The following is a 23,374-nucleotide window of genomic DNA, read 5'->3' on the forward strand; positions in this document are numbered from 1 at the left end:
CTCTTTCTGATTAAACGCGCCTTAACGGCGCTGGATGTAAGTCATCGCCAGCGCCAGCGCCAGTACCAGACCTTTAATAATGTCCATCGCGTAATAGGGCACCGATAACATCACCAGCCCGTTCTGCAACACACCAAGAATGATGGCGCCCACCAAGGTACCCAGCGCATTCGGTTTGCCCGAACCGGCCAGCGAGAAGCCGATCCACGCTGCGGCAACGGCATCCATCAGATAACCGCCGCCGGCATTCACCTGCGAAGAGCCGATGCGTGATGCCAGCAAAATGCCGCCCAAGCCAGCCAGCAGCGAGGCCAGCACATACGCCAGCACGCGATAGCGCGTGGTACGAATACCGGAGAGACGCGCCGCTTCAGGATTGCCGCCCAGCGCATACATACGACGGCCATGCTTGGTCAGCGACAGCGCCAGCTGCGCCACAATGGTGACCACCAGCATGATAATCACGATAGTCGGCACCTGGCCGAGCAGACCAAAGGCGGCAGGAATGGTGCCTTCGGCCATGTCGCCGCTCGGCAGCACCATATTCTCGGTGATGGAACCGCCAAAGCTGTAGGTCATCGCCACGCCCTGAATCACAAACAGCGTGGCGAGGGTGGCGAGCATGTCGGGAATACGTAGCACCACAATCAGGAAGCTGTTGAACAAGCCAACCAGCGTACACAGCAGCAGCGTAATAATGATGGCTTCGGTGGTGCCAAAGCCGTGCCAGACGAATAGCGAAATCACCAGCGCATTGGCCAGCGAGGCGGTGGATCCCACCGACAGGTCAAAGCCGCCAATGGTCAGCGAAATCGACACGCCAATCGCAATCACCGTGACGATGGCAATCGAGCGCAGGATGTTAATGATGTTGGTCGGTTCGAGGAAGCTGTCCGAAGCGAGACCAAATGCGGCAATCAAAATCACCACGGTCAGCAACATGCCCCACTTATAAAGGAAATCAAACAGCTGATGGCGCAGAGAAGGCTGCGAGTTTAGGGATAGTTCTTTGCTGCTCACGCAGGTGTTCCTCCGGTGGAATAAAGCAAAAGTGCCTCTTCTGTGGCGGTGTTGCCCTCCATCTCTGCCACAATGCGCCCATCCCAGAGCACACAAATGCGGTCGCACAGACCGACCAATTCAGAAAACTCGCCCGAGGCATAAATGATGCCTTTGCCCTCACGCGCTAAGCCATCGATCAGCGTGAACAGATCGGTTTTGGCTTTGATATCGACGCCTTTCGTCGGCTCATCAAAAATCAGCACATCGGCGTTGTTGCGCAGCCACTTGCCAATCGCCACTTTCTGCTGGTTGCCGCCCGACAAACGACGCAGGATTTGCCCCGGTCCGGTGGTGCGCACATTCAGGCGCTGAATCACCGCTTCCGCCCAACGCCACGCCTGGCGATGACCAAACAGGCTCCAGCGCGAGAAGCTGTTATCGGCGCTGATGCTCAGATTCATGCTCACCGGTTCATCGATGAAAATGCCCTCTTTGCGGCGCTCTTCCGGCACCAGCGCCATGCGGTTTTCTACTGAATCATGTGGTGAACGCGGTCGCCACGGTTTGCCGTGCAGTTCGCCCTTTGTCACGCGGCTTTTGCTGGCACCAAACAGCGCTTTACACAGCTCGGTTTTACCGGCACCCGCCAGACCAGCAATGCCCAGAATCTCCCCTTTGTGCAGACGCAGCGAAATATCCTGCAGTAGCCGATCGTCGTGTAAGCCTTCCACCGACAGCAGCAGCGGCTGAGTCGCACGGGCGCGACGCGGCGGAAAAACATCATCCAGCCGATGTCCGAGCATTTTTTCCACGATCTGCTCGCCACTCAGCGCCGCCATCGGGCTGCTTTCAATCAGACGACCATCGCGCAGCACCGTTAAGCGGTCGCAAATCGCTTTCAGTTCGTGAATGCGGTGCGAGATAAACACCACGCCAATGCCGCTGGACTGCAAGCGGCGCACCACGGTAAACAGGCGCTCGCTCTCATGCTGATCGAGCGGGGCGGTGGGTTCATCCAGGATCAGAAAGCGGCAGTGATGGGACAGGGCGCGCGCCAGCAGGATTTGCTGCTTCTCTGCCAGCGAGCAGCGCTCCACCAAACGGTTGACGTCGATGTTCACTTCCAGCTGCGCCAGTAACGTACGCGCCTGGCGGCGAATCTCACGCCAGCTGTAGACGTGACCCGGTTCGGCTAAACGATCGAGCAGAATGTTTTCGGCCACGCTGAGCTGTGGCACCAGCGCCACATCCACTTCCTGCTGCACCAGATGAATGCCGAGCTTTTTGGCATCGCGCGGTGAGCGAATAGTGACCGGCACATCATCCAGCAGAATCTCACCGCTGTAATGATCGTGTGCGCCAGCCAGCACCGCCATCAGCGTAGATTTTCCGGCGCCGTTAGCGCCCGTCAACGCATGCACCGAGCCGCCTTCAGTCAGAAAATCCACCTGCGCGAGCGCGGCGAAACCGCCAAAGGCAATGGAGATATTACGCATCTCCAGGCGGTTGATCGCACTCATTGAACCGGGCCTTTAATTAGTTGAGTTGGGGGCATTTTTTCCTGAACCATCACTCTCGGCAACGAACGAAAGGGCATAAGCTAGCACGAAATCTTATTAGCCATCCAGACATCTGGACGTTATGGCGGCTAAATCTGGTTTGATGGAAAGATTTGGGTTAACCGAGAGGTGTAATCGTATTTATTCAGCGGGATGTGCTGTTTGTAGATTTGTGCAATAAATTGCGCCGCTACGGTATTTACAGCGTTTTATTTCCACACCTTTCACACGTCACTTTTGTAGCGGCGCAATTTATTGCGCAATCCTTCGCAGGCATAAAAAAACCCGACCGAAGTCGGGTTCATCGCGAAAGCGCAATCTTACGCTTTTTCTGGCACCACGCTGAGCAGCGCGGTCAGCAGTTTCCAGTACAGACCCACGCTTTCGATGTGAACCTGCTCATCCGGCGAATGCGGGCCGGTTATGGTTGGGCCAATCGACACCATATCCATATTTGGATACGGCTTCTTGAACAGACCACACTCCAGACCGGCGTGAATCACCTGAATGTTCGGCGTTTTACCAAACAGCGCTTCATAAGTTTTGCGCGTTAGCGCCATCACCGGTGAATCGGCATCAGGCTGCCAGCCCGGATAGCCGCCTTTAGGTGCGCTTTTCGCCCCGGCCAGATCGGCCAGCGAGGTCAGCACTTCAACCACCCAATCTTTACCGGTATCGATCAGTGAACGAATCAGGCAGATGATTTCGGCATTGTCCTGATCCATGGTCACCACGCCGACGTTCAGCGAGGTTTCCACCACGCCTTTCGCCACGTCAGAGTTACGAATCACGCCGTTTGGCGTAGCGTTCAGCAAATTAAGGAAACGATCGCGGCTGTCAGCGTTCAGCGCCTGGCCTTGATGCGCCAGCGACTCGGTGACCACGGCGATGTTCTTCTCTTTAATGCCCAACTCGTTTAGCAGCGTCGCCTGGAAATGTGCCGCAGCAGATTTCAGTGCATCAACCTTATGGCTGTCGATCGCCAGCGTAGCAAAAGCTTCACGCGGGATGGCGTTACGCAGCGTACCGCCGGTGAATTCGATCAGACGAACATCGAGTTCACGCGCGTGCAGCGCCAGAAAGCGTGCCAGCAGTTTGTTGGCGTTGCCGAGACCATGATGAATGTCGGCACCGGAGTGACCGCCTTTCAGGCCTTTCAGCGTCAGCTTCAGGGTTTCATAGCCTGCAGGAATCGCTTCACGCGTCAGCGGCAGGGTGGTGATGAAGTCGATACCACCAGCGCAACCCATGTAGATCTCACCTTCCTCTTCCGAGTCGGTGTTGATCAGAATGTCGGCCTGCAGCCAGTTCGGCTGTAAACCAAAGGCGCCGTCCATACCGGACTCTTCGGTCATGGTCAGCAGCACTTCCAGCGGACCGTGAATCAGGCTGTTGTCAGCCAGCACCGCCAGCGCAGACGCCATACCAATGCCGTTATCCGCGCCCAGCGTGGTGCCGCGCGCTTTCACCCATTCGCCATCAACATACGGCTGAATCGGATCTTTAGTGAAGTCGTGCACCGTGTCATTGTTCTTCTGCGGCACCATATCGAGGTGCGCCTGCAGCGCCACCGGCGTGCGTTTTTCCATACCGGCGGTAGCGGGTTTACGAATCAGGATGTTGCCAACCTGATCGCGCTCAACCCAAAAACCTTGCTCTTTTGCCCAGCCGACAACGTGTTCGGCCAGTGCTTCTTCGTGGTAAGAAGGGTGCGGAATGGAACAGATTTTGGCAAAAATATCCCACAGCGGTTGGGGTGAAAGTTGCGACAATTCAGACACCATGCATCTCCTGTGTCAGCGTGGCGGACATACCGCACGCACGCGGGTTTCCAGTAAAAATCGTCGTCAGAAGATCTGACGTGATGGGCCTGAGAATATCACTGTTTCTCGCCGGGTGCGTAATCAGCCGCGCTAAAAACCTGCAACCAGTAAGACAGATGCTGGTTTTTAAGGCGTCAGATCCTTATAATCTCGCGCAACCTTTTCCCCCTTGCATATTTTTTAAGCCAAGTTTCTTGGCCGGGATTCCTTTATATGAGCGAAAAATACGTCGTAACCTGGGACATGTTGCAAATCCATGCCCGTAAACTGGCCCAGCGCCTGCTTCCTGTGGAACAGTGGAAAGGTATCATCGCGGTGAGCCGTGGTGGTCTGGTTCCGGCATCGCTGCTGGCGCGTGAACTCGGTATTCGCTACGTCGATACCGTGTGCATCTCCAGCTACGATCACGATCATCAGCGCGAAATGAAAGTGCTGAAGCGTGCCGAAGGCGACGGTGAAGGCTTCATCGTGATTGATGACCTGGTGGATACCGGCGGCACCGCGCAGGCGATCCGCGACATGTATCCTAAAGCGCGATTCTGCACCATCTTCGCTAAGCCAGCTGGCCGTGCGCTGGTGGACGATTACATTGTCGATATCCCGCAGAACACCTGGATCGAGCAGCCCTGGGACATGGGCGTGGTCTACATCCCGCCAATCGTCAAAAGCTAATTGATGCATCGCAAACAACGCCCGGTTATGCCGGGCGTTGTGCTTTCTGCGCCTCGCGCGCGTATGGCGGGTGCAGTACACTCTTAGCCATCGCCACGTTGTTGGCAGGAGAATAGCTGAGATGTCTGATAAAAACCTGAGCGAAGAACTGTTCAAACCGCGTTTTAAACACCCGGAAACCTCCTCATTAGTGCACCGCCAGCATCACGCCGCCGTGCAGGTGCATAACGCCCTCGAAGGGGATACGCAGCGCGGCTGGTATCGCATGCTGAACAAGCTGCTGTGGACGTGGCGCGGTCTGTCGCCGCAGGAGATCAGCGAAGTGCTGGCGCGTATCGCGGTGAGCGAGTTCGAACGCACCAATGAAGCCTTGCTCGATACCGTGATTGGTTATCGCGGCGGCAACTGGAATTACGAGTGGTCGAAGCAGGCGGCGATCTGGCAGCAGCGCGCGTTAGAGAGCGAAAACCATGACGATGCCGGTCAGCATTGGCTGCATGCCGCCAATCTGTTCAGCCTCGCGGCTTATCCTTACATCAAAGGCGATGAGTTGGCCGATCAGGCGCAGGTGCTGGCCAATCGCGCCTACGAAGAGGCCACGCAGCGTCTGCCGGGCGAACTAAAATCCCTGACTTTCCCGATGAGCGGCGGCAGTCCGGTGACGGGGTTCCTGCATATGCCGGCGCAGGCTGAAGCGCCGTATCCCACCGTGCTGCTGTGCGGCGGCCTTGATTCGCTGCAGAGCGATCACTATCGCCTGTTCCACGACTATCTCGCGCCGCGCGGCATCGCCATGCTGACGCTGGATATGCCATCGGTAGGCTTCAGCAGCAAATGGCTGCTTAATCAGGACACCAGCCAGGTGCATCAGCAGGTGCTGCGTGAACTGAGCAACGTGCCGTGGATCGATCACACACGCGTGGCGCTGCTGGGCTACCGCTTCGGTGCCAACGTGGCGACGCGTCTGGCCTATCTGGAAGTGCCGCGAGTACGCGCGGTAGCGACGCTGGGAGCCATGGTGCACAGCGTGTTTGTGGATGCGCAACAGCAGCAACAGCTACCGGATATGTACATGGATATGCTGGCAAGCCGTCTCGGTATGTCCTCAACTTCCGACAGCAATCTGCGTACTGAACTCAACCGCTACTCGTTGAAGGTGCAAGGCTTACTTGGCCGCCGCACGCCAACGCCGATGCTGGCGGCTTACTGGCCGGATGATATTTTCGGTCCGGAAACAGACGCGCAGTTGATCGCCAACTCCTCGTCGCAGGGCAAGACGCTGGCGATTCCCGCCAAGCCGGTTTTTGCCAGTTTTGACAAAGCGCTCAATCAAATTTGTGACTGGCTGGAAAAACAGTTGAAAGGCTAACTGGCGAAATCTCTGAACTCTGCTACTACTTATATCCGGGATTTTCCATTTTTATGTTAATGGAAAGCTGGAAGTGCAATTTAAAGGGTTAAGGGAAAAGAGATGACATTACCGAGTGGTCACCCCCGTAGTCGCCTGCTTAAGCGCTTCACCGAATTGGGGCCGTATATCCGTGAAGGCAAATGTGAAGAGACACGCTTCTTCTTCGATTGCCTGGCAGCGTGTGTCAACGTCAAGCCTGCACCTGAGCTGCGTGAGTTTTGGGGCTGGTGGATGACGCTGGAAGCCTATGAAGATCACTTCACATACGAATATCATTTTGGCCTGTTTGATAAAGCGGGTGACTGGGGCGCTGCGACCATCAAAGGCAAAGAGAACAATGCCAAAGTGGAAAGCACGCTGCGTAATTTCCATGAGCGTCTGAAAGCGATGCTGCTGGAACAGAAACTCGATCTGCGCCCGGCGGAAGGCTTTAAAGAAGAGCCAGTGAAACTGAGCGCCTGATAGACTTTTAAGGGTTTAAAAAGGAAAGAGCCGGTGATGAGCCGGCTCTTTTTTTATAGACACAACGAGGGTACAGCTCAATCAGAATTGGTAAGTTAAGCCAACGGCCACAACGTCATCGTTGTTCAGGTTCAGCTTGTTGTTGTCATCCAACTGGTTGATTTTGTAATCCACAAAGGTCGACATGTTTTTGTTGAAGTAGTAAGTCATGCCCACATCGATGTATTTAACCAGATCCTCGTCACCGATCCCTTCAATGTCTTTGCCTTTGGTCTGGATATAGCCGAGGGACGGACGCAGGCCGAAGTCGAACTGATACTGCGCTACCACTTCGAAGTTCTGCGCTTTGTTAGCAAAACCGCGGGTGCCGATTGGCGTCATGTTGCGGGTTTCGGTGTAGATTGAAGCCAGGTAGATGCTGTTCGCATCATACTTGATACCGGCGCCCCATGATTCCGCTTTATCACCGCTTCCCAGCGCCTGCAGCTGCTGCTGGTTAGTACGGTCTGAAGAGGTGATGGCCGACATCAGGCTGATACCGGTGTCAGCAATGGTGTAACCCAGTGACGCACCGTAACCGTCGCCGTTCTGACGAGAAGTATCGGTGATGCTGCCACGGGCGTTAGCGCTGGTGGCGTCGTTTTTGCCCTGATATTGCAGCGCGAAGCGCAGGCCATCAACCAGGCCAAAGAAGTTGCTGTTGCGGTAAGTGGCTACGCCAGTTGCACGCGCAGTCATGAAGTTATCGGTACGCGCGGTACCGTCACCGCCGAACTCTGGGAATACGTCAGTCCAGGCCTCGACGTCATACAACACGCCATAGTTACGACCGTAGTCGAATGAACCGTATTGGCCGAATTTCAGACCAGCAAAGCCCAGACGGGTTTTGTTGCCTGCGTTGGCATCAGAACCTTCAGAATTATTCGCGTTGTACTGATATTCCCACTGACCGTAACCGGTCATCAGGTCATTAATCTGCGTCTGGCCTTTGAAACCGATACGCACGTAAGATTTGTCACCGTCGCTTGACGCGTTATCGCTGAAGTAGTGTTCAGCTTTAACACGGCCGTAGAAGTCCAGTTTATTACCGTCTTTGTTATACACTTCTGCGGCGTTTGCGGTGGAAGCCAGTGCCAGCGCTGATACAACTAATGCCAGTGTGCTCTTCTTCATTTTGCTATCAATCCCAATGAGTAAAATTTGTTGTACCCGTGAAAGGTTTTGTAAAACACCGACTTTTTACCGGTTGGTGATGAACGTTTTATGACAGTTTTTCGGCTTTCTTGTTAATCGCGAACTTTTGGTCTACCGCATTGTCAGGGGATTTTTGTGCTTTTCCCCTTGCTGTTGTTGGCTTCCTTGCTCACTCCTGATAAAACGTCCCTTCGCAGATTTTTTTCTTACATGGCAGGAAAAACATGAGTGGCAGTCAGACCCTTGTGGTCAAGTTGGGTACTAGCGTCCTCACCGGCGGTTCACGTCGGTTGAATCGGGCGCACATGGTGGAGTTGGTTCGTCAGTGTGCGCAGTTGCACGCCGCGGGCCATCGCATTGTTATCGTTACCTCTGGCGCCATTGCCGCCGGACGCGAACACCTTGGTTACCCCGAACTGCCGCCTACCATCGCCTCAAAGCAGCTGTTGGCTGCGGTGGGGCAGAGCCGTTTGATCCAGCTGTGGGAACAACTGTTTTCGATTTATGGCATTCACATCGGGCAGATGCTGCTGACGCGCGCTGATATGGAAGACCGTGAACGTTTCCTTTATGCGCGTGACATGCTGCGCGCGCTGCTCGACAACCACATCGTGCCGGTGATTAACGAGAACGATGCGGTGGCCACCGCTGAAATTAAAGTGGGCGACAACGACAATCTGTCGGCGCTGGCGGCGATGCTGGGCGGCGCGGATAAACTGCTGCTGCTGACCGATCAGCAAGGTTTGTTCACCGCCGATCCGCGTACCAATCCGGAAGCGGAGTTGATCAGCGACGTGCACCAGATCGATGATGCGTTACGCACCCTCGCGGGCGGCAGCGTGTCGGGCCTGGGAACCGGCGGCATGGCGACCAAGCTGCAGGCGGCGGACGTCGCTTGTCGCGCGGGGATCGATGTGATCATCGCCGCCGGCAGTCGTCCGGATGTGATTAGCGATGTGCTGTATGGCAAACCGGTCGGTACGCGTTTCCACGCGCAGCAGTCGCCACTGGAAAACCGCAAGCGCTGGATCTTCGGCGCACCGCCGGCGGGCGAAATCACCATCGATGATGGTGCGCTGGCCGCGATGCTGGAGCGCGGCAGTTCGCTGCTGCCAAAAGGCATCCGTGACGTGCAGGGCAACTTCTCGCGCGGTGAAGTGATCCGCATTCGCAACCTGCAAGGGCGCGATATCGCCCACGGCGTCACGCGCTATAACAGCGATGCCATGCGCATGATTGCCGGTCATCACAGCCAGGAAATCGGCGAGATCCTCGGTTACGAATATGGCCCGGTAGCGGTGCACCGCGACGATATGATCGTCAGTTAAGGAGCAGATAATGTTAGAAGAGATGGGTAAAGCGGCGCGCGCTGCGTCGTACAAACTGGCAGAACTCTCCACCGAACAAAAAAATCAGGTGCTGCTCACCATCGCCGATCGTCTGGAAGCGGAAAGCGCGGACATCCTGGCGGCGAACGAGCAGGATTTGGCGGATGCACGCCAAAATGGCATGAGCGAAGCGCTGCTCGATCGCCTGACGCTCAACCCGCAGCGTCTGAAAGGCATTGCCGATGATGTGCGTCAGGTGTGTCGCCTGGCCGATCCGGTGGGGCAATTGATGGATGGCGGCCAGCTTGATAGCGGCCTGCGCATTGAACGTCGTCGCGTGCCGCTGGGTGTGGTTGGCGTGATTTATGAAGCGCGTCCTAATGTCACTGTTGATGTGGCATCGCTGTGCCTGAAAACCGGCAACGCGGCGATTCTGCGTGGCGGCAAAGAGACTTATCGCACCAACGCCGCCACCGTGCGCGTGATCCAAAATGCGCTGACCCAGCACGGTTTACCGGCGGGCGCGGTGCAGGCGATTGAAAACCCGGATCGTGAACTGGTGAATCAGCTGCTGAAGCTCGATCGCTACGTCGATATGCTGATCCCGCGCGGCGGTGCAGGTTTGCACAAGCTGTGCCGTGAAAACTCCACCATTCCGGTGATCACCGGCGGCATCGGCGTGTGCCATCTCTATCTCGATGAAACCATGGAGACCGAGGCCGCGCTGGAGGTGATCGTCAATGCCAAGAAGCAGCGGCCAAGCGCCTGCAACTCGCTGGAAACGCTGCTGATCCATCGCGATCAGGCGGACACCTTCATTCCGGCATTCCTGCAACGTATGGCGCAAGAGAAGATTGCGCTGCACGCCGACGAAAATGTGCTGGCGCTGCTGCAAAACGGTGCTGCCGAGGTGGTGGCGGTGCAAGCGGAAAATTATGATGACGAATGGTTGTCCAACGATCTGAACGTCAAGCTGGTGTCGGATATTGATGAAGCCATCGCGCATATCCGTGAGCACGGCACGCAGCACTCTGATGGCATTCTGACGCGCAGCATTGGCAATGCCAATCGCTTCGTCAACCAGGTTGACTCATCGGCGGTATACGTTAATGCCAGCACACGCTTCACTGACGGCGGCCAGTTTGGCCTCGGTGCCGAAGTGGCGGTCAGTACGCAGAAGCTGCATGCGCGTGGTCCAATGGGACTTGAAGCGCTGACCACCTACAAATGGATAGGGTGGGGCGACGATACGCTACGTCGCTAATGTTCGCTCCTGCATGACAATGGGCACCGAAAACGGTGCCCATTTTTTTCGTTTTCGATCCAGTTATTCCAAGAGCTTTTTGATTTATTTCTGTCATCTATGGCGGGCTCGCGGCTTTTCACCCATTTTTTCCTTTAGATGCTGGTCTTATTGCTACAGAACAATCCTGAAAACCCCTGTCAGAACAAGCGATATGGCACTGAACACTGGTTTCGCCCTAACCGAAGGGGATAATGATTGTCCAGCTTCATTGATAAAAGCGGTTGGGTAGTAAACTGCCGGTAATATAAAATGAACTGGTAGCAAAAATGAAAATAACATTCAGTCTTTTACTGAAGGCAGATTATTAACTGATGGTTAAAAAAGAAAGTACGAGACAAGCATTCACTGCCAGGCTGATTGCCGCATGCGAAAGCGCGGGAATTGTCGGACATGGACGGAATAAACAGGTTGCGCTTGCTCTGCAAGAGAGGGGATGCAAGATCTCAACGCCGGGGGTGTGGAAATGGTTTAACGGGCAATCGATCCCCGATGATAATAATTTACTGGCGCTCAGCCAGTTACTCGACGTGCGCGTGGAGTGGCTGCAATTTGGCATGGAAAAACCGGCCGCCTTGCTGACGCAGCGCAGTCTGGTGAACCCAAAACATCTGTTTCGCGTGGAGAGTCTGGATATCGGCCAGCACGGTGTGCACAGCGGCTCTTCGCGCGATGAACTGGTGGAAACCATTCAAGCCATTGAATATGGGCTGGAAGAGGCGCGGGTGCTGTTTAACGGCCGCCCGGCAGAAAATATTCGCCTTATCGCGCTGAACAGCGATTCGATGGCCGGCACTTTTGCGCCGCGCGACCAGCTGTTTGTCGATATCAGCGTGCATCGCTTCGATGGCGATGGCATTTACCTGTTCACGCTTGACGATCAGCTCTATCTCAAACGCCTGCAACTTCAGCACAAAAAGGTCGCGGTGATCTCCGATAACAAGCGCTATGAAACCTGGTACCTCACGCTGGAAGAAGCCAGGACGCTGCAAGTGGTGGCGCGGGTGATCATGAGCCAGGCGCGGGATTATCAAATCCTGGGCTGATCACAAAACGTCAGATTGCGGCAAAAAAATATTTTGGCTGAAATCATTAATTTAACTGACGGTAAATAAAAAATTAACCATTGGTGTTTGCCAATGCATTAGAACCTGTTAATAATTTGAGCATGGATGGACAACATACCTGCTCACGGATGAGCCCGCTCTTAAACAATTGAGGCGCTGCACAAGCGCGATACATACCATCCAAAGTTAGTGAACTTTGGGATGGGGTGGATACGCACTTTGCAGCGTTGTCAGTTGCCCTCTGATTTTCACTCTCCTCTACTTCACCCTGGCCGCGAAAGCAGCCGGGCGAGTTGACGTCGGGTATTTTCCAGAGGAATAACGAACGCGTCGGCCTCAGCCGAATTGCCGTGCCTGCCACCCCATCGCCAAAGACTCATTAACAGGAGGAGTTATGGCGATTATCCAGTACGGGAAGTCAGTATTTTCAGGTAATGCACGCACGCGCCGCCATCGGCGACGCCAGTCCCTCAGCCTTAAGCGCAGCATCGATAGCGCACTCGGCATCGAATACGAAAACGTCACCTTGCGCACTGCTGAACGCATCTGCCAGCGCCAGACGCTGTCGCGCGTTGACAGCGCCGTGCTAGCGCCCGTTCGTGTTCAGCAGGCACAACCCAGCTTTGATAACTGCTGTCTGCCCCACGTCTATTTGTATGCCGTGCGTTAACCCTGCATCACTTTCCCCAGTTTTAAACGGAACGTTCCATTGTTGCTCACTGTTTAACCATTCTTGAGCGTTTCGCTTATATGAAAACGCGCTCAATGTCGTAAACGATCAGCAGGATTTATGTTTTTTGCCGTTTTGCGCAGCCATTTTCAGGCTGTTGCGCCCCGTCAAAGAGGAATTTCTATGAGCCAGATTATTGCCATCCTGAATTTCGAAGAGGGTTATCGCGAAGCGCCTTACCTCGACTCGCTGGGTTTCCCCACGGTCGCTGGCGGCATTCGCATCGGCCCCAAAGGGGCATCGCTTAGCAACTACATCTTCCAGGTGCCGCGTCTCGTCGGCGATGTGTGGAAGCAGTGCATTGTCGAGGGCAAGGTGCAGCAGATGCATCAGCGTGCGCTGGTGCATCAGGCGCTGGCCAAATGCAATGAGGCGCGCAGCGATGTACTGATCAGTATGGGATATCAGCTGGGGGTGGATGGGCTGGCGATGTTTCGCGGCATGCTCACCGCCATTACGCAGGGCGATTTCAACAGCGCGGCCAACGCCATGCTCGACAGCCTGTGGGCAAGACAAACGTCGGGTCGCGCACGGCGCCATGCCGAAGTGATGCGCAGCGGCACCTACGACATCTATCGGGGGCTGCTATGAATCTGAAACTGCTGATTTTTGTCATCGCGGTGCTGGCAGTGATTGTGGTGGTGTTGGTGATGCAGCGCTTCACCACGCTGGAGTTCGTGAAACATGCGCGGCTGTTATTCAAAACCTGGTCGGTATGGCTGGCGTCGCTCGGTTCGATGCTCAGCGCGTGGGTGCAATCATTTCCCACCGCTGCGCTTGATGCCTGGAACAGCATGCCGCCCGACGTGAAAGCGATTCTGCCGCACAACTATTTGGGGCTGATTGGCGCCTTTATGGTGGCGATGGGCGTGATTGCCCAATTCATCCGCCAGAAAGGCCTCAACCAGCAGAAAAATGCGATGGAGGAAAAAGTATGACATTGCTCATGACATTATTCGGCGCCAGCTGGCACTGGGTTGCCGCGCTGGCGGGCGTCATCGCTGCGCTGGTTGCCAGCTACTTCGGTGGCAAGAAAATCGGCAAGGTGCAGCAAGCATCCCAGGCCGCCGTCGAGCGCGCCGATAAAGCCGCGGCGCAAGCGGTAGCGGTTAACCAACAGCAGCAACTGCTGCGCGAGGAGGCCAAACGTGTGGAAGCCAGCAACCTTAATCTTGATGACGCTGCTGCTCGTGACAAGTTGCAGCAATCGAAGTACCACCAGCCCTGAATCTCCCGTCGTCATCGACTCAGCCTGCACCCTGTTTTCCCCGATTTACACCCACGGCAATGACGCCGAGCGCATGGACGTTCGCACCGTGCGCGCCATCAACAACCACAACGATCTTTGGGATCAGCACTGCGGCCAACCGGCTCAGTAACGTTGCTCTCATGCATTTGCATTCCCTACCCGAAAAGCCGAGGAGGCTATGATGATCGAAGTTAACTCTTATGCAGAACTGCGCACCACTGTACCGGCCAAAAACGGCGATTTGGCATTCTTACGTCGTTACAACGCGGACTCCACCTTCCACGGTGGCGGTGATTTTACCGGTTTTATCGGCACCACCACGGCGGTAGAAGATGGCGGTACGCTGGTGATCGGTAACGGTTTTTACTGGAAACGCGTGATTAACGATCCCACCGAAATCAACGTTTATCACTTCGGTGCCAAAGGCGACGGTTACGCCAACGATACCGAGGCGTTTAACCGTATGCTGGCGTGGACGCAAAGCTACTCAGGCAACATCACCGCATTACCGGTGCGTTTTCCTGGCGGTCGATTCCTGATTAGCCCCATCGACATCAGCGGTACCGAGCGCGCCTTCTTCGGCTTGCAGGGGGATGATGTCGAGCTGGGTTCGCTGCCGCGCACCACCATCATTTCCGACAAAAGCGCCAACACGGTGTTTAAGGTGAAGGCGCGTCGTACCTCAATCCGCGGTATTGCGTGGAACGGCCAGGCATCCGCCGATATCACCACCAACAAAAGCACCATCACTGCCGATATGTGCAGCAACGTGCAGCCGTTCTTCGAAAACACCTGTATCGAAGGCACCACCGTCAATATCTACTGTTTCCGCGCGCAGAATAACGGCGGTACGGTGATCAAAGTGCTGGATACCCTCGACAGTAAATTCGACCAGATTTACACCCTGTATACCTACGGACGCGTGTTTGATGTCGGCTGGTCAAACTCGCCCAAAGGCGCGTGGGATCACTCCACGGCGATTGAGCTGTGTAACTGTAACTTTCAGACCGGTTATGGCGACGCCACGCTTTACATGCCGCGCGTAACGCAGGGGATTATTCGCAACGTGTGGATTGAGCACACGCGTAATCCGGGCGATCTTTCCGACGGCGGCTGGACGGTGGATACGCTGAACATTGAGGATTGCGGTACGCCGTTGAATCTCAACAATGCGCGCGTGGTGATTCGTCAGCTCAATCTGCAATCCGGCGCAAAACTCAGCCTGGATGCGGTGGCCGGACGTTGGTTATCCACCTTTGAGTATGGCTATCGTCGTGACGAGAACTACGGCACCTTTATGACCGGATCGCTGCGCGCGGGCTACTTCAGCGGCTACAAAATTACTAATAACACCGATACCGATAACTGGTATCGCGTTGGGCAGCTGTTCTTCCCGAACGCTAACCAGCAGTGGGTAATGGAGTTTATTGGTAAAGCGGATGCCACTCAGCCAACGGGCACTGCCGGTTCACCGGTCAACGTGGCGGCGACCGGCAAAACCTGGGTCAATCTGCAGCGTCTGGAAACGGTGTGGGCTGATGCCTATCACATGGGACAACCTGCGGTGCTGGATATCCGCTACAGCCGCGTCGGCACCACCTATGCGGCGGTGTGGGTAAAACTGCGCGCCAACAGCGGTGACACCATGATGAACCTGAAATGCACCGGCCCTACGCGTTTCGATACCGGTTCCTGCTCGCTGTTCCAGCAGGACTTCTCGGTCGTGACCGATACCACCAAACTGGGCGGTTTCAAACCGGCGGCGCGTTTCGGGCTGCATAACGGTTTGGCCGGTATTGGCGCGAACGAGAAAGGGGTGCTGACCGTCGCGACGGCGGCCGGTACGCCGACCAACAAAACCGCGCCTACGGGCTTTGTGCTGGTCAACATTAACGGTGTCGATCGTAAACTTCCTTATTACGATTGAGGTCCAGCACCTGTTTGGCGAGGCTTCGGCCTCGCCTTTTTTTGTTTGTGGGGAAAGCGCACTGGCCATAAAAAAAGCACCGCTGTTTCCAGCGATGCTCTGATCAAAAGAGGCCGATTGCGCTATCAAAAACTGACTTTGACGCCCAGAGAGGCGCTGGAATCGCTGAAGCCTTTGCCGCCAACCTGTTGCGCGATACCGCCCCAGATGCCGACGTGCTGACTCGGATTCACTTCCAGACCCAGTTTCACTTCGCCGATGTTACGCGCACCCGCCTGCTCAATCTTCACGCCATCCAGTTTACTGCCGAAGCGCTGCGTATTATGCAGCCAGTTCACTTCAGCGTAAGGCTGCGCGGTGGCGGTGTACATGGTTGCCCGAACGCCGGTGCGGGTTTGCACGTTATGGTTGCCGGTGGCGCTGACGCGGGTGCCGTTCTGCTCGGTGTAATCGCCGGTTTTTACGCCCATCCACACCGCCTGCGCTTTCGGCTGCAGGCGATACTGCTGCTGCTCGCCGAAGGCGAAGCTGTAGCCGCCTTCCAGTGACGCGGTCATCCCCTTCGACTTGTAGCTTTCCTGACCGAGACCTTCGCCTTTCACGCTGTTACTGAAGGTGTTGTAGGCCAGCCAGCTGTCGACAAAGGCGCCGCTGCGCGTCTGGCTGTCCTGCTGCCAGCCGGCATAGATACCGCCGCTGTAGCCGTTAACCTGGCCTTTGGCGCTGTAGCCGGTGGTTTTCGACAGCGTATTGCTTTTGGCGTTGCCGTAACCCGCCATCACGCCGAGGCTGAAACGGTCGCTGCCATTCAAACTCCATTGTGCGATGTCGCCACCCAGCTGCGTCATGTAGCTGTTGGTGGTGCTTTTCAGCTGCGCGGTGCTGTCACTGAAGCGCCCGTGCGCGCCTTCGTTGCGCAGCCACAGCGTGGTTTTTTCCACTTTGCCGGTCAGCGCATCACGGTATTCTTTCACGCCCGGACGGTCGGCTGCGCTCAGGGTAAACAGCTTGCTGGCCGCCGCAAGGTTGGCAATATAGCTGCCGACTTCCGGACGGGCGCGCGGGGTACGTTTCGGTTGCGGCACCTCCGGTATAATGACGGTGCCCGTATCGCCGCCCTCGTCTTTAATGGGATCGACAGGCGTTGGATCAACGGGAATCGGATCGCTAACCAGGCGCCACTTGCCGTTTTTATCCTGCACCAGCGCATAATCCCACGCGCCGCCGACAATGCGACCATCCTGCAGGAACTCACCGTTTTGCGTGCCCTCAACGCGAATCAACTCAATGCCTTCCAGCGTGGCAGCACCTTTACCGCCCGCATTGTGCACCTGAACTTTGGTGGTGCCGCTGGCGTTGCCGGCGATATGCAGTTTATCGCTAGCCGTATCGTCACCCGCCAGCGCAAGGTTCATCACCAGTTTGGCGTTGTCAGCGTGATAGTCGCCCTTAACGGTTAAGGTGTGGAAATCGCCAGCACCGTGATCGAAGGTGATAGTGCTGTCTTTGGCCGTCAGGTTGTCGACGGTGGAGCTGCCGGTCATATTCCACTGGCTGCTGCCCGCTAAGCTCAGATCCTGTAAATCATGCGCGGCACCCTGCCAGCGCGAACCGGAATCCAGGCTGACGCTGCTGGCCTGCGTTTTGCTGCGATCAATATTGACATCGCCCTGAAGCTGAGAATGATTGCTGGCGTCAACCGTAATACCGCGCACGTCCGCTCCTGCATCTTCGCCGTACGGGTCTAACCCGGTTTCGAGCAGTGTTGTGCCGGACAACAGGCTGTTATCAAGATTCACTGTTGTTAAGGCATGGTTATAAGCGATGATTGCTGGCCCGTTATCCACCGTTAAAACTGTATTATTAAGGTTGATATGACCTTCGGTTTTTCGAGCCACAATTCCAGCGGCGTTATTTCCTTTTATATGTAAAAGTGAATTGCTAATATTAATAGTTAAACTTTTAAGATCTGGCTCACCGCTTGTGGCAGTTATGGCATTAGTTAATTCCCCAGGATTTTTATTGTTATCCATTTCAGCAAAAACATTGTCAGCGGTTAACACTGAACCGCTTTCAACATTGAAAGCAGTGCCACCGCTTTGGCTTATTATTTTTGAGTTTGTTATATTTGTTCTTCCATTAAAACTTGAACCTACGCCATACCCGGCACCTGTGATCTCAATATCTACATTTTCTGCATCAACTTGTCCTGAATAATCGGCATAAATACCAGCAGAATTATTATCCACGGCAATTAATTTACTATTGCGAACGGTGGCAAACCCCTTATCATAGGCAGTAACTGCGCCGCCATAATAAGCTCCAGAAGAAATTATGCTGTCAGTGATATTTACCCGGGAACCCTCACCTTTGGCCAAGGCACCATCTCCTCTTGCATCAATCTGTATATTTTCAGCATTCAGAACGCCACCGTTTTTCGCAAGCATGCCGGTACTGTTTTTTCCTGTAGTGCTGATGCTGCCACCAAAAACATTCAGTTCCGAACCGGTGTTGACCCACGCTCCGAAGGCATTATCACCGGTCGCGACATAATGACTATTATGACTTGTAGTTTTTCCACCATTTTCAGCCAGTAATCCAAATGCGCCATTAGCCGATACGGTGACATGACTGTTGGCGATATTTGCCACGGTATTCACACCATAACCGTTAATGCCCTGGGCTGTAGATTCTACGGTCGTCCCGTCGACATTCAACACGCCACCGTTTTTAGCAAGAATGCCGGTGCTGCCGCCGCCTGTATTGGTAATGCTGCCACCAAAAATAGTTAATACGGATTTACCGTTAACCCAGCCGCCGGAGGAATTTTTTCCCGTAGTGACATAGTGACTATTAATACTGGTGGTTTTACCGCCATTTTCAGCAAGTACCGCGTAACTATTTGCCCCTGCAACAGTGAAACGGCTATCTGAAACGTCGATAACTGCACCCGAGCCTATAGCATTTGCGCCATATTCCTGAGAGTTGACGGTTAAATTTTTACCGTTGATAGTGGCCTTATCTGCATATAAGCCAAATCCGGCGCTATTAATGACCACATCGGCGGCTTTAATGCGGCCACCGTTACCAGCAATAACTCCGTGACTGAATGCTCCCGCTGTATTGACACTACCGCCGGTTATATCAATATTCGAGCCCGCACCATTAACATAAACGCCGTACGCTTTTTTACCGTCGGTCGTGAAGTTCACATTATTGCTGTGCGCGGTGGCGCCTTTTTCAACAAATAAGGCGTGTGCGCTGTCATCGCTGGTAGCCACGTCCTTATCCTGAATATTAATAATATTTCCCGCGCCAGAAGCATATTCACCGTAGGCGGGGGCGGCCAGCGCGGGCTGGATAATCCAGACGCTGGCAAGCGCCATAAAGGCCTTCGCCACGCAGCCTGCGGTGAGGCGACGTGCTGTGCTGGAGCGGGATGATTTTACTTTACCGCGTGCCAGTTCGGAGGTGACAACATAATTACCCTGGCTGTGATTCCAGATAACCCGATAGTTTTTATTCATTTTGACTCTCTGCCTGTGAAAGTATCTCACGCCGCAATAACACAATGATTCGCGCGCGGGATGATTAAGGGATGGATATAACTTGATGGCAGAGAGAATATGAAAGATGCGGTAAAAAGCCGGGTAAGACATGTCTTGAATAAGATAAGTGCAGAAAGAATTTAATTATTGAGCGGCGTATTTAATCGCAGGAGGTGATGTGTCGCTGTGTATTCTGTTTTAAAAAAAATATTTTTAATGAGGATTATCAGTGAAGAAAGGAGGCGGCTGGCCGCCCCCCTTAACATCAGGATTTCGGGAAAATCCACACATGGTTTTCCGGCAGCGCCAGATGGCAATGCTGCGGAACAAATGTTCCCAGCGATCGCCAGGGTTATTCGCAACGTCTGCATTGAGCACACGCGTAATCCGGGCGATCTCTCCGACGGTGGCTGGACGGTGGATACGCTGAACATTGCAGATTGCGGTTCTCAGTTGAATCTCAACAATGCGCGCGTGGTGATCCGTCAGCTTAACCTGCAATCCGGCGCGAAACTCAGCCTGAATGGCGCCCGGCGCATTGATCAGAAATGTACCTTAATACCCAGCGCGGCGCTGGAATCGCTGAAGCCTTTGCCGCCAACCTGTTGCGCGATGCCGCCCCAGATGCCGACGTGCTGACTCGGATTCACTTCCAGACCCAGTTTCACTTCGCCGATATTGCGCGCACCCGCCTGCTCAATCTTCACGCCATCCAGTTTACTGCCGAAGCGCTGCGTATTATGCAGCCAGTTCACTTCAGCGTAAGGCTGCGCGGTGGCGGTGTGCATGGTTGCCCGAACGCCGGTGCGGGTTTGCACGTTATTTTTGCCGGTGGCGCTGACGCGGGTGCCGTTCTGCTCGGTGTAATCGCCGGTTTTTACGCCCATCCACACCGCCTGCGCTTTCGGCTGCAGGCGATACTGCTGCTGCTCGCCGAAGGCGAAGCTGTAGCCGCCTTCCAGTGACGCTGTCATCCCCTTCGACTTGTAGCTTTCCTGACCGAGACCTTCACCTTTCACGCTGTTACTGAAGGTGTTGTAGGCCAGCCAGCTGTCGACAAAGGCGCCGCTGCGCGTCTGGCTGTCCTGCTGCCAGCCGGCATAGATACCGGCGCTGTAGCCGTTAACCTGGCCTTTGGCGCTGTAGCCGGTGGTTTTCGACAGCGTATTGCTTTTGGCATTGCCGTAACCCGCCATCACGCCGAGGCTGAAACGGTCGCTGCCATTCAAACTCCATTGTGCGATGTCGCCACCCAGCTGCGTCATGTAGCTGTTGGTGGTGCTTTTCAGCTGCGCGGTGCTGTCACTGAAGCGTCCGTGCGCGCCTTCGTTGCGCAGCCACAGCGTGGTTTTTTCCACTTTGCCGGTCAGCGCATCACGGTATTCTGTCACGCCCGGACGATCGGCTGCGCTCAGGGTAAACAGCTTGCTGGCCGCCGCAAGGTTAGCAATATAGCTGCCGACTTCCGGACGGGCGCGCGGTGTACGTTTCGGTTGCGGCACGTCTGGTGCAATGACGGTGCCCGTATCGCCGCCCTCGTCTTTAATGGGATCGACAGGCGTTGGATCAACGGGAATTGGATCGCTAACCAGGCGCCACTTACCGTTTTTATCCTGCACCAGCGCATAATCCCACGCGCCGCCGACAATGCGGCCATCCTGCAGGAACTCACCGTTTTGCGTGCCCTCAACGCGAATCAACTCAATGCCCTCCAGCGTGGCAGCACCTTTACCGCCCGCATTGTGCACCTGAACTTTGGTGGTGCCGCTGGCGTTGCCGGCGATATGCAGTTTATCGCTAGCCGTATCGTCACCCGCCAGCGCAAGGTTCATCACCAGTTTGGCGTTGTCAGCGTGGTAGTCGCCCTTAACGGTTAAGGTGTGGAAATCGCCTGCACCGTGATCGAAGATGATGGTGCTGTCTTTGGCCGTCAGGTTGTCGACGGTGGAGCTGCCGGTCATATTCCACTCGCTGCTGCCCGCTAAGCTCAAATCCTGTAAATCATGCGCGGCACCCTGCCAGCGCGAACCGGAATCCAGACTGACGCTGCTGGCCTGCGTTTTGCTGCGATCAATGTTGGCATCACCCTGCAGTTGAGAATGATTGCTGGCGTTAACCGTAATACCGCGCACGTCCGCTCCTGCATCTTCGCCGTACGGGTCTAACCCGGTTTCGAGCAGTGTTGTGCCGGACAACAGGCTGTTATCAAGATTCACTGTTGAAAGGGCATTATTATAAGCGATGATTGCTGGCCCGTTATCCACTGTCAAGACGGTGTTATTAAGGTTGGCCTGGCCTTCAGTACTGTCAGTCAAAATTCCTGCGGCGTTATTTCCTTTAATGTGTAAAAATGAATTATTAATGTTAACGGTCGGGCCATTATAAAGTGTGGATTCAGTTTTAACATTAATCGCATTAGCGAACTTTTCAGGATTGCTAATATTATCTATTTCAGCAAAAACATTGTCAGCTGTTAATACGGAGCCACTTTCAGCATGGAAAGCAGTGCCACCTCTTTGGCTTTTTATTCTTGAGTTAATTATGTTTGCCCTTCCATTAAAACTTGAGGCTGCACCAAACCCGGCACCGATGATCTCAATATCTACATTTTCTGCATCGACTTGTCCTGAAAAATCGGCGTAAATACCAGCAGACTTTCTATCCACGGCAATTAATTTACTATCTCGAACGGTGGCTAACCCTTTATTACTGGCAGTAACTGCGCCGCCAAAATAAGCCCCAGAAGAAATTTTGCTATTATTTATATTTGCGCGGGTACCCTCACTTTGTGCCACGACGCCACGTCCTCTTGCATCAATCTGTATATTTTCAGCATTCAGGACGCCACCTTTTTTAGCAAGCATGCCGGTGCTGTTTTTTCCCGTCGTAGTGATGCTCCCACCAAAAATATTCAGTTCCGAACCGATATTTACCCACGCACCGAAGGCATTATCACCCGTCGCGACGTAATGGCTGTTATGACTTGTGGTTTTTCCGCCATTTTCAGCCAGTAATCCATATGCACCATTATCTGTAACGGTGACATGACTGTTAGCCACATTGGCTACCGTGTTTGCGCTATAGCTATTGATTCCCTGGGCAGTAGATACCACGGTCACCCCATCAACATTCACAATGCCGCCGCTTTTAGCAAGAATGCCTTTGCTACCTTTACCGGTATTTGTAATGCTGCCGCCAAAAATATTGAGTTCTGAGTCATTGTTCACCCATCCGCCATCAACGTTACTGCCTGACGTGGTGTAATGGCTGTTGGTACTGGTGACTTTAGCGCCATTTTCAGCCAGCAGCACGTAGGCACTATTACCGTTCACGTTTACGTTGCTGTCGGCAATGACAAGCTCAGTACCTTTACCCAAACCGTAAACGCCATAGGCGTTGGCCTGTACGCTCAGGTTCTTGGCCAGAATTTTGGATTTATCGGCGTAAATGCCCACGCTGGAAGTATTCAAGGTAATATCGCTAGCCATTAACTTGCCGCCATTGCCAGCCACTAAACCATATCCCTGTGCACCTGTAGTGGTAATCGTACCGCCGGTTATATCAATATTCGATCCCGCACCATCAACATTAACCCCGAACGCTTTTTTACCGCTGGTCGTGAAGTTCATATTATTGCTGTGCGCGGTGGCGCCTTTTTCAACAAATAAGGCGTGTGCGCTGTCATCGCTGGTAGCCACGTCCTTATCCTGAATATTAATAATATTGCCCGCGCCAGAAGCATATTCGCCGTAGGCGGGGTCGGCCAGCGCGGGCTGGATAATTCCGACGCTGGCAACCGCCATGAAGGCCGTCGCCACGCAGCCTGCGGTGAGGCGACGTGCTGTGCTGGAGCGGGATGATTTTACTTTACCGCGTGCCAGTTCGGAGGTGACAACATAATTACCCTGGCTGTGGTTCCAGATAACCCGATAGTTTTTATTCATTTTGACTCTCTGCCTGTAAAAAATATCTCACGCCGAAATAAAACGTTGATTCGCGCGCGGGATGATTGAGGGATGGATATAACTTGATGGCAGAGAGAATATGAAAGATGCGGTAAAAAACCGGCTAAGACATGTCTTGAATAAAATAAGTACAG

The 23,374-nt window shown here is 54.3% G+C and carries 20 protein-coding genes and 1 pseudogene; 13 read left to right on the forward strand and 8 right to left on the reverse strand.

Going from position 1 to position 23,374, the window contains the following annotated elements; all coding sequences use genetic code 11:
- Positions 1–21: 21 nt before the first annotated feature.
- From ACYAC5_RS04350 to pepD, 3 genes are all read right to left on the reverse strand, one after another.
- On the reverse strand, positions 22–1,020 hold the full coding sequence (locus ACYAC5_RS04350) for an ABC transporter permease (RefSeq protein ID WP_101762520.1): 999 nt from the start codon (positions 1,018–1,020) through the stop codon (positions 22–24).
- Complete coding sequence (locus ACYAC5_RS04355) at positions 1,017–2,522, reverse strand: sugar ABC transporter ATP-binding protein (protein WP_192415393.1); 1,506 nt, start codon at positions 2,520–2,522, stop codon at positions 1,017–1,019. Before ACYAC5_RS04355 ends, ACYAC5_RS04350 begins: the two co-directional genes overlap by 4 nt.
- 359 nt (positions 2,523–2,881) lie before the next feature.
- The gene (gene pepD, locus ACYAC5_RS04360; protein WP_280172872.1) at positions 2,882–4,342 is read right to left on the reverse strand and encodes a beta-Ala-His dipeptidase; all 1,461 of its coding nucleotides are present in this window, start codon (positions 4,340–4,342) and stop codon (positions 2,882–2,884) included.
- Between the two features lie 255 nt (positions 4,343–4,597).
- Here pepD and gpt point away from each other — a divergent pair, with 255 nt between their 5' ends.
- From gpt to crl, 3 genes are all read left to right on the forward strand, one after another.
- Positions 4,598–5,056 (forward strand): xanthine phosphoribosyltransferase, encoded by a 459-nt coding sequence (gene gpt, locus ACYAC5_RS04365; protein ID WP_007887137.1) that lies wholly within the window; start codon positions 4,598–4,600, stop codon positions 5,054–5,056.
- A 121-nt stretch (positions 5,057–5,177) separates the two neighbouring features.
- Positions 5,178–6,425 carry an esterase FrsA gene (gene frsA, locus ACYAC5_RS04370; RefSeq protein WP_192236751.1) on the forward strand — a complete coding sequence of 416 codons (1,248 nt, stop codon included), beginning with the start codon at positions 5,178–5,180 and terminating at the stop codon, positions 6,423–6,425.
- Between the two features lie 102 nt (positions 6,426–6,527).
- A complete protein-coding gene (gene crl, locus ACYAC5_RS04375; protein ID WP_008108946.1) occupies positions 6,528–6,929 on the forward strand; it encodes a sigma factor-binding protein Crl in 402 nt (133 codons plus the stop codon).
- Positions 6,930–7,010: 81 nt separating this feature from the next.
- On the opposite strand, the gene ompC is transcribed toward crl, so the two are convergent.
- Positions 7,011–8,102 carry a porin OmpC gene (gene ompC, locus ACYAC5_RS04380; protein WP_101762516.1) on the reverse strand — a complete coding sequence of 364 codons (1,092 nt, stop codon included), beginning with the start codon at positions 8,100–8,102 and terminating at the stop codon, positions 7,011–7,013.
- A gap of 245 nt (positions 8,103–8,347) precedes the next feature.
- Here ompC and proB point away from each other — a divergent pair, with 245 nt between their 5' ends.
- The 7 genes from proB (at position 8,348) to ACYAC5_RS04415 (ending at position 13,779) form a co-directional block, all read left to right on the forward strand.
- The gene (gene proB / locus ACYAC5_RS04385; RefSeq protein ID WP_101762515.1) at positions 8,348–9,451 is read left to right on the forward strand and encodes a glutamate 5-kinase; all 1,104 of its coding nucleotides are present in this window, start codon (positions 8,348–8,350) and stop codon (positions 9,449–9,451) included.
- 10 nt (positions 9,452–9,461) lie between these two features.
- A complete protein-coding gene (gene proA / locus ACYAC5_RS04390; RefSeq protein WP_101762514.1) occupies positions 9,462–10,715 on the forward strand; it encodes a glutamate-5-semialdehyde dehydrogenase in 1,254 nt (417 codons plus the stop codon).
- Between the two features lie 353 nt (positions 10,716–11,068).
- Entirely contained in the window at positions 11,069–11,800 is a 732-nt protein-coding gene (locus tag ACYAC5_RS04395) for a S24 family peptidase (RefSeq protein ID WP_309835797.1), read from the forward strand.
- Between the two features lie 415 nt (positions 11,801–12,215).
- Positions 12,216–12,491 (forward strand): transcriptional antitermination N peptide, encoded by a 276-nt coding sequence (locus ACYAC5_RS04400; RefSeq protein ID WP_110867800.1) that lies wholly within the window; start codon positions 12,216–12,218, stop codon positions 12,489–12,491.
- 183 nt (positions 12,492–12,674) lie between these two features.
- Positions 12,675–13,142, forward strand: a complete 468-nt coding sequence (locus ACYAC5_RS04405; protein ID WP_462062460.1) for a hypothetical protein — start codon at positions 12,675–12,677, stop codon at positions 13,140–13,142.
- A complete protein-coding gene (locus ACYAC5_RS04410) occupies positions 13,139–13,489 on the forward strand; it encodes a DUF7940 domain-containing protein (protein ID WP_462062462.1) in 351 nt (116 codons plus the stop codon). The genes ACYAC5_RS04405 and ACYAC5_RS04410 overlap by 4 nt, the downstream gene beginning before the upstream one ends.
- On the forward strand, positions 13,486–13,779 hold the full coding sequence (locus ACYAC5_RS04415; RefSeq protein WP_101762509.1) for a hypothetical protein: 294 nt from the start codon (positions 13,486–13,488) through the stop codon (positions 13,777–13,779). The genes ACYAC5_RS04410 and ACYAC5_RS04415 overlap by 4 nt, the downstream gene beginning before the upstream one ends.
- A 19-nt stretch (positions 13,780–13,798) precedes the next feature.
- On the opposite strand, the gene ACYAC5_RS04420 is transcribed toward ACYAC5_RS04415, so the two are convergent.
- A complete protein-coding gene (locus ACYAC5_RS04420) occupies positions 13,799–13,942 on the reverse strand; it encodes a hypothetical protein (RefSeq protein WP_158527638.1) in 144 nt (47 codons plus the stop codon).
- A gap of 39 nt (positions 13,943–13,981) precedes the next feature.
- Here ACYAC5_RS04420 and ACYAC5_RS04425 point away from each other — a divergent pair, with 39 nt between their 5' ends.
- Entirely contained in the window at positions 13,982–15,727 is a 1,746-nt protein-coding gene (locus ACYAC5_RS04425) for a glycosyl hydrolase family 28-related protein (protein ID WP_192236783.1), read from the forward strand.
- 125 nt (positions 15,728–15,852) lie between these two features.
- On the opposite strand, the gene ACYAC5_RS04430 is transcribed toward ACYAC5_RS04425, so the two are convergent.
- Positions 15,853–17,625 (reverse strand): autotransporter outer membrane beta-barrel domain-containing protein, encoded by a 1,773-nt coding sequence (locus ACYAC5_RS04430; RefSeq protein ID WP_462062949.1) that lies wholly within the window; start codon positions 17,623–17,625, stop codon positions 15,853–15,855.
- Positions 17,626–17,719: 94 nt separating this feature from the next.
- Here ACYAC5_RS04430 and ACYAC5_RS04435 point away from each other — a divergent pair, with 94 nt between their 5' ends.
- On the forward strand, positions 17,720–17,944 hold the full coding sequence (locus ACYAC5_RS04435; protein ID WP_225614606.1) for a hypothetical protein: 225 nt from the start codon (positions 17,720–17,722) through the stop codon (positions 17,942–17,944).
- 1,190 nt (positions 17,945–19,134) lie between these two features.
- Here ACYAC5_RS04435 and ACYAC5_RS04440 read toward each other — a convergent pair.
- Positions 19,135–19,386: pseudogene (locus tag ACYAC5_RS04440) on the reverse strand (ESPR domain-containing protein); the annotation flags it as partial.
- Positions 19,387–19,605: 219 nt separating this feature from the next.
- Between ACYAC5_RS04440 and ACYAC5_RS04445 the strand changes: the two are divergent.
- A complete protein-coding gene (locus ACYAC5_RS04445; RefSeq protein WP_309836765.1) occupies positions 19,606–19,914 on the forward strand; it encodes a hypothetical protein in 309 nt (102 codons plus the stop codon).
- On the opposite strand, the gene ACYAC5_RS04450 is transcribed toward ACYAC5_RS04445, so the two are convergent.
- Complete coding sequence (locus ACYAC5_RS04450) at positions 19,818–23,219, reverse strand: autotransporter outer membrane beta-barrel domain-containing protein (protein ID WP_462062463.1); 3,402 nt, start codon at positions 23,217–23,219, stop codon at positions 19,818–19,820. The two genes, ACYAC5_RS04445 and ACYAC5_RS04450, sit on opposite strands and share 97 nt — an antisense overlap.
- Positions 23,220–23,374 lie beyond the last annotated feature (155 nt).

The sequence above is a fragment of the Pantoea sp. y20 genome (assembly GCF_054903455.1).

Coding starts and splice junctions, on each gene's coding strand:
- ACYAC5_RS04405 (WP_462062460.1), top strand. CDS start 12,675: ATGAGCCAGATTATTGCCATCCTGAATTTCGAAGAGGGTTATCGCGAA.
- frsA (WP_192236751.1), top strand. CDS start 5,178: ATGTCTGATAAAAACCTGAGCGAAGAACTGTTCAAACCGCGTTTTAAA.
- ACYAC5_RS04420 (WP_158527638.1), bottom strand. CDS start 13,942: ATGAGAGCAACGTTACTGAGCCGGTTGGCCGCAGTGCTGATCCCAAAG.
- ACYAC5_RS04410 (WP_462062462.1), top strand. CDS start 13,139: ATGAATCTGAAACTGCTGATTTTTGTCATCGCGGTGCTGGCAGTGATT.
- ACYAC5_RS04415 (WP_101762509.1), top strand. CDS start 13,486: ATGACATTGCTCATGACATTATTCGGCGCCAGCTGGCACTGGGTTGCC.
- proA (WP_101762514.1), top strand. CDS start 9,462: ATGTTAGAAGAGATGGGTAAAGCGGCGCGCGCTGCGTCGTACAAACTG.
- ACYAC5_RS04445 (WP_309836765.1), top strand. CDS start 19,606: ATGTTCCCAGCGATCGCCAGGGTTATTCGCAACGTCTGCATTGAGCAC.
- ACYAC5_RS04395 (WP_309835797.1), top strand. CDS start 11,069: ATGGTTAAAAAAGAAAGTACGAGACAAGCATTCACTGCCAGGCTGATT.
- ACYAC5_RS04435 (WP_225614606.1), top strand. CDS start 17,720: ATGGCATTAGTTAATTCCCCAGGATTTTTATTGTTATCCATTTCAGCA.
- ACYAC5_RS04400 (WP_110867800.1), top strand. CDS start 12,216: ATGGCGATTATCCAGTACGGGAAGTCAGTATTTTCAGGTAATGCACGC.
- gpt (WP_007887137.1), top strand. CDS start 4,598: ATGAGCGAAAAATACGTCGTAACCTGGGACATGTTGCAAATCCATGCC.
- ACYAC5_RS04450 (WP_462062463.1), bottom strand. CDS start 23,219: ATGAATAAAAACTATCGGGTTATCTGGAACCACAGCCAGGGTAATTAT.
- ACYAC5_RS04425 (WP_192236783.1), top strand. CDS start 13,982: ATGATCGAAGTTAACTCTTATGCAGAACTGCGCACCACTGTACCGGCC.
- proB (WP_101762515.1), top strand. CDS start 8,348: ATGAGTGGCAGTCAGACCCTTGTGGTCAAGTTGGGTACTAGCGTCCTC.
- ACYAC5_RS04355 (WP_192415393.1), bottom strand. CDS start 2,522: ATGAGTGCGATCAACCGCCTGGAGATGCGTAATATCTCCATTGCCTTT.
- crl (WP_008108946.1), top strand. CDS start 6,528: ATGACATTACCGAGTGGTCACCCCCGTAGTCGCCTGCTTAAGCGCTTC.
- ompC (WP_101762516.1), bottom strand. CDS start 8,102: ATGAAGAAGAGCACACTGGCATTAGTTGTATCAGCGCTGGCACTGGCT.